Source organism: Psychrobacter piscatorii (genome assembly GCF_001444505.1).
Taxonomy (GTDB): Bacteria; Pseudomonadota; Gammaproteobacteria; order Pseudomonadales; family Moraxellaceae; genus Psychrobacter; species Psychrobacter piscatorii_B.
The window spans coordinates 1-6,367 of sequence record NZ_LNDJ01000134.1 but is presented as its reverse complement, the minus strand read 5'-3'; the positions used below and the strand labels follow the sequence as shown (position 1 = coordinate 6,367).

At 42.9% G+C, this 6,367-nt stretch carries 5 protein-coding genes; 2 read left to right on the top strand and 3 right to left on the bottom strand.

All coding sequences use genetic code 11. From position 1 onward, the window contains the following. Window positions 1-583: 583 nt before the first annotated feature. Entirely contained in the window at window positions 584-1,363 is a 780-nt protein-coding gene (rnt, locus tag AS194_RS13245) for a ribonuclease T (RefSeq protein WP_083499710.1), read from the bottom strand. A gap of 164 nt (window positions 1,364-1,527) precedes the next feature. Further along, entirely contained in the window at window positions 1,528-2,598 is a 1,071-nt protein-coding gene (gene pyrC / locus AS194_RS13240) for a dihydroorotase (RefSeq protein WP_058025967.1), read from the bottom strand. A 293-nt stretch (window positions 2,599-2,891) separates the two neighbouring features. On the opposite strand from pyrC, the gene AS194_RS13235 reads away from it, so the two are divergent. Further along, entirely contained in the window at window positions 2,892-4,130 is a 1,239-nt protein-coding gene (locus tag AS194_RS13235) for an argininosuccinate synthase (RefSeq protein WP_058025966.1), read from the top strand. 145 nt (window positions 4,131-4,275) lie between these two features. On the opposite strand, the gene AS194_RS13230 is transcribed toward AS194_RS13235, so the two are convergent. Further along, window positions 4,276-5,553, bottom strand: a complete 1,278-nt coding sequence (locus AS194_RS13230) for a hypothetical protein (RefSeq protein ID WP_058025965.1) — start codon at window positions 5,551-5,553, stop codon at window positions 4,276-4,278. 141 nt (window positions 5,554-5,694) lie between these two features. Between AS194_RS13230 and AS194_RS13225 the strand changes: the two genes are divergently transcribed. Further along, window positions 5,695-6,210, top strand: a complete 516-nt coding sequence (locus AS194_RS13225; protein WP_058025964.1) for a L,D-transpeptidase — start codon at window positions 5,695-5,697, stop codon at window positions 6,208-6,210. Window positions 6,211-6,367: the final 157 nt, after the last annotated feature.

Here is a 6,367-nt window from a genome sequence, read left to right as displayed (position 1 = left end):
CCCCGTTACCGCCGTGAAAGGGCGGTGTCCTAGGCCTCTAGACGATGGGGACTAGTAACAACACTTCAACTGCTTTCACCATTTATGCTGAAGTGGTGCGTATTTTAGTAGCGTCTGCGTTTCCTGTCAAGCCTTTTTCTACGTCTTTTTAAAATTAAATATCTTTTTTTAATTGCACGGCGAGGATGGAGATCATTGCGCTTTAAATGATACCGAATCCATAGGGAAGTACAAACACTAATAGTTAAAGCGAGCAACATATAGCCTAGGATGGTTCCCCATAACTTAAGTTGTGGATCCATAATAAAGTCCCTCCTATTAGGCCTCGATAGTATTCGCTAACAAGGCAGAGTGAGCAACTTGAACTATCTATAGGATATAACTGCATCGCTTAAGCGCGACATTCATCATAAGTAGTCATATTAGTCGTCCAAAAATATGACATTTATTATTATACAAAATAATTCCATCTGCTTATCGTGATATCAATCATATCCCTATTGATTATCAAATCAAGATGTCAAAGTCATCAAATATTACAAATAGCACTATTATGTATGATTGGCAATATATGATATGTGACTTATTCACTATCGTTATCAGCTGATGCTTCTGTAGATTCTTCATTGTGCATCGCATTAGCGAGCATAGGATAATTATTGAGTATGTGACAGAACAGCTCGGCTGTCTTTTGAGTGTCATACAGTGCTGAGTGAGCATTTTTACCATCAAACTCGAGTCCTGCTGCCTTACATGCCCGTGCTAGTACAGTTTGTCCAAATGCCAGCGCAGACAAAGTCACGGTATCAAACACTGAAAAATTGTGAAAAGGATTGTGATTCTTACTATTGGTACGTAGCACAGCTGCATTGAGAAAGGCCAAATCGAAATGCGCGTTGTGTCCAATCAGAACACATTGACGGCACTCTTCTTCGCGGCGTACTTCTTTTAAACCTTTAAAAATACGACGGAGCGCAGTTTTTTCGTCTTCAGCAATGGCCTTGCGCATTGGATTGTTAGGGTCTATACCAGTAAAGGCTAAGGCGCTTGGCTCTAAATTCGCCCCTTCAAACGGTTCAATATGCGCATTGAGCGCATCACCTGGGTAAAATACGCCATGCTCATCAAGTAGTACAGGAATACAGGCGATTTCTAATAGCGCATCAGTCTGAGAGTTAAAACCCGCTGTCTCGACATCGACGACGACAGGCAAAAACTTACGAAATCGGTCTTTTAGACTCAAGGGTGTTTGCTCATCGTCGCCCTTGTCTTCAGTAGCAGCACTTGGAATTACGTTCAGGTCGTCATCCGTGGAATTTGAGACATCTGCGTCAGGCAAGGTTGCTGTATTTTGATTGGTCATATCAAGTTCAATCACTTTTATCAGTCGTGCTGGTATATGGAATTGCACATCATTATTTCATAACATCGATAACGCCTTTGCACTAATGAGGTTTAGTACAAAGGTATCATTGGCATTATAGAAAAAATAATAGGTTGCTTTGTTAGTGCTAGGCTGTGTGGCTACTAAATCTTAAGCGACCAAGGTAACGTTTCACCTGCCATGAGCGGCGTTAATGATGCACCATCAAAGTAAGGGTAGTCGTTTGGTACTTGCATAGGCGTGTTGACAAGCGTAATGGTACTCTCGTTTAGAGGTAGACCGTAGAACTGCGCGCCAAAGCGACTGGCAAATCCTTCTAGCTTATCTATTTTGCCAACGCTATCAAACGCAGTGGCATATAACGGCAGGGCAGTTGCTGAACTATAGCAGCCAGCACAGCCGCATGCGGCTTCTTTCTTGTCGGTAGCATGTGGCGCAGAGTCGGTACCTAAGAAGAATTTTGGATTACCACTCGTGGCCAAATCCAACAGGACTTTTTGATGGCTTTCACGCTTCAAGATAGGTAAGCAATAAAAGTGCGGTTTGATACCACCAACTAATAGATGGTTGCGATTAAACATTAAATGCTGCGGCGTAATAGTAGCAGCAACATGGTTGCCTTGAGCCAATACAAAATCTGCTGCATCACTGGTCGTTATATGCTCTACCACGATTTTTAATGTTGGAAATTTGACAATGATTTGCGCCAGCACTTCATCTAAAAAGCGTTTTTCGCGATCAAAGATATCTATATGGTCTTGCGTCACTTCACCATGTATCAATAGTGGTAAATTGTGCTTTTCTAGTGCTTCAAATACATCGACACAGGCATTGATATTGGTAACACCATCGGCAGAATTGGTGGTCGCTCCAGCAGGATAAAGTTTGACCGCTTGCACGATGCCTGACTGTGCGGCCAATTCGATATCTTGAGCAGTGGTATTGTCCGTTAAGTACAGAGTCATACGTGGATCAAAGGCTGATTTTCGCTCAAGACTTAAATCGCTTGCTGCCAAAGTTTCCATGATACGCGCGCGATAGGCCTGCGCATCATGTGCATTTTTGACTGGCGGCACAAGGTTTGGCATACAGATCACACGGTTAAAGCTACCTGCTGCGTGTGGCACAGTGGTGCTCAAAGCCTGATAGTCGCGCAAGTGAATATGCCAATCATCTGGCTGAAGGATGGTTAATTCTCTAATCGAATCAGTCATAGTGTCAAAGCGCTCTATATCGTCAAATAAAGGAAAAAAAGAGGATAATACTGTGCGACTATCATAACAGATTTGCCCAGTTGACTAAATATAAGGCGAAATATCTGTACATAATTCATTGAGTACTATTTAACCCTTTTTAAGATTTAAGCCAAAAGCACACGCCTTATGGCAGTTAGACTTTTGCCTATAGTAAATATGATGTACACTGAGCAGGTAATTTCTTTTTAACTTGCTTACGATTTGATCTTAGCGCGTTTACTAAAACTAAATTCTCATAACAGGAGTTTTTCATGGCTCAACTTGATCCAAAAAATATTAATAAAATCGTATTGGCATACTCAGGTGGTCTTGATACCTCAATCATCGCTAAATGGCTGCAAGAAACCTATGATGCGGAAGTGATCACCTTTACCGCTGATATCGGTCAAGGCGAAGAAGTTGAGCCAGCACGAGCCAAAGCTCAAGCAATGGGTATCAAGCACATCCATATCGAAGATTTGCGCGAAGAGTTTGCCCGTGATTACGTATTCCCGATGTTCCGTGCCAATGCTATCTATGAAGGTGAGTATTTACTCGGTACGTCTATCGCTCGTCCACTAATCGCCAAGCGTTTGGTTGAGATTGCTAAAGAACACAATGCCGATGCCATCAGTCATGGCGCAACTGGTAAAGGGAATGACCAAGTTCGTTTTGAGCTAGGTGCTGTCGCTTTGTCACCAGACGTGGTAACGATTGCTCCTTGGCGTGAGTGGGATTTATCAAGCCGTGAAAGCTTAATGCAATATGCCAAAGAGCATGACATCGCTATTGATTATGCAGGCAATAAGAAAAAATCTCCTTATTCAATGGATGCCAACTTGCTACATATCTCTTATGAAGGTGGCGTTCTAGAAGAGCCGTACACTGAAGCAGAAGAAGACATGTGGCGCTGGTCTGTCAGCCCAGAAGACGCGCCTGATAAAGCGCAATATCTAGAACTAGAATACAAGAAAGGCGATATCGTTGCTATCGATGGCGAAGCCCTAAAGCCTTATGAAGTCATGATTAAGCTGAATGAAATCGGCGGTAAACATGGTATCGGCCGTTTAGATATCGTTGAAAACCGTTATGTTGGCATGAAGTCACGTGGTTGCTACGAGACGCCAGCTGGCACAATTATGCTAAAAGCCCATCGCGGTATCGAGTCACTAACGCTTGATCGTGAAGCTGCCCACCTAAAAGATGAGCTCATGCCACGCTATGCAAAAATCATCTACAATGGCTATTGGTTCAGCCCTGAGCGTATGATGCTACAGGCATTGATTGACAAATCACAAGAATACGTCAACGGTACGGTACGTGTAAAATTATACAAAGGTGCTGTGAGCGTCGTCGGTCGCAAGTCAGATGATTCGTTATTTGACGAAAAAATTGCAACTTTCGAAGATGATGCAGGTGCTTACGATCAAAAAGACGCAGAAGGTTTTATCCGTCTAAATGGTCTGCGTTTGGCTATCGAAGCTAGCCGTGGTCGCGATTTGTCTAAATAAGCGTTTCGATTATACATAGTTAATTAACTATTTAGCTTATCAGCAATAAAAAAGAGGCCTATATAAATAGCGCCTCTTTTTTTATGGCTGATGCGTTTCTATCAAGACTCTGTTTTGAACATTAGTTTATTGAAAGCACATGTCTTTATTGAGCTTGTGCTGTCTCTGCCGTATCAGACTCTTCATCGTCCACTCTCACAATAGCGACATCTTGTTGCTGCCGCTCATCAGTGATATCTTGTGCTAATATTTCTTCGGTGGCGAGCACGACGCCATCAGACTTTTGCGATTGATATTTGAGCGTAGCGAGCGCCCCCAGTACACCGATGACAAGTATAATAATAAGAATGACAGGGTTTTTCCAAAGCGGTGTGGAAGCGTCATATTCTATCGGCTTTTCGCTCGTTGTCGCTGGCGTGTTGTCATTATTGCCACCGATCAATCCTAAGCTTACTAAAGGCGGCTTTGGTGGATTGGCGGGTTCAGAGTTGATGCGCAGTCGATTTCGACTAAGATAAATATCAGAGATTTTTGCCAACTGCAGTAACCAGCGCTGATGTGGCAAGGCGATAGCATGCATCTCTTCAAATACTAGCATGTCGTTATGACGACCCTGCGGCAAGTTCTCCGGTGAGCGTCCAATAGCTTTTAGGTAATTACCCGTTGCCAATTGCATGTCCTGTACAGGTTCATGGTTTTTAGGCTCGAACCCTGTCAACTCGTACCAGTGGCTATCAAAAGGTGGCGGGGTGCTTGATAGCTGCTCAGCGTGTAATAGCTTGAGCTCTGCACTCTCCGCATGATTTTCCAAAGACTCTTTGTTTTCTACAGACTCTGTCAGTGTGGCCGGCTCGCTGTTAGCACTCTCTGACTCAAGAGTAGGCACTGCTTGCGTTTGTACATTGTTAAAGCGTGCTGCGGACAAAAACTGTGGCTGTAGGGCAAACCATTTATTCATCTCGTCACTATCGAGTTGACTGTATTCTGCCAAGATGGCCAGTTCTCGAAGGACAATCACGCATAAAGAGGTGAGTAAGATTTGTACTTGCTGCGTTTTTGCATGAATATCTTCAGCAATATGATCACTGATTTTTATCACACGGGCGCTGTTATTAAAAACGGCATCTGCTGCATCGTTTCGGTGATATAACGTCGCCTTAAGAGTCGCAAAATTCATGGAGTTATATTGTCGTAACTCTTTGACAGCAGCACGTCCAAATAGTTTTTTGCTAAGTGCTTGTTCTTGATGTTGCTGCTGATAGGCAAGAAGCGCGCTCACAATAGCTTGTAAACTGGCATCCATCGCGAGCCTCGCTTGTGGCAATGAGAGCTGTGCGGCATCAGCCAAAAGTGGCAGCATAGGCTTGGTATCATGATATAAAAAATCATACATCGACACACGTGTCGGTGAAATAGTCGTCATAATCTGCTAGCATCAAAAAGTGTGCCTCTATATTACGGTGCCAAAAGCATTGACACAATCCCTTGATAATAGAAATTTTGAATCAGTTTTACTAATTACCTTAACAGTTATCTTATGGATGATTGATAGCGGGAAGCATTTATGACGAATAATGAAACTTTTAATAAACATCTAGTGATTAATATTGCTAAGCAGACATTAAAAATGCATAAGCAGCAAGCTGAGGTCACTGAATATACCGTCTCTACGGCAAAAAATGGCTTCGGTAGTCAGCAAGATAGTGGTTGCACGCCACTTGGTCAGCATATCATTGCAAAAAAAATAGGCGGCAGTGAGCCTATGAATGCTGTGTTTGTGGGCCGTGTGCCGACTGGCGAGGTGTATGATGCCGCTCTTAGCACGTTACATCCCAAGCGTGATTGGATACTGAGCCGTATTCTTTGGTTGAGCGGTTTGGAAGAAGGCTCGAATAAAGGTAGCAACAGTCAAGGCGGCTGTGATACTTATGAGCGCTACATCTATATCCACGGCACACCAGATACTGAGCCGATGGGTATACCGCTTTCACATGGCTGTATACGTATGCGTAATACAGATATCGTGGAATTATTTGAGCAAGTCGAAGAGGGTATGCCGGTAATGATCGTTGCAGATTAACTAAGATTAATTGTGCTTATTATTTCTATATTTCTATAGCATATTTATTTATCGGTATTTGAGCCAAAAAATCCGATGACGGCTAAGGATGGTAGTGAAAGGTATAAATATTGAACGATAAGATCAGAGAAAAAAATAAAATGGTTTATAGTAGATT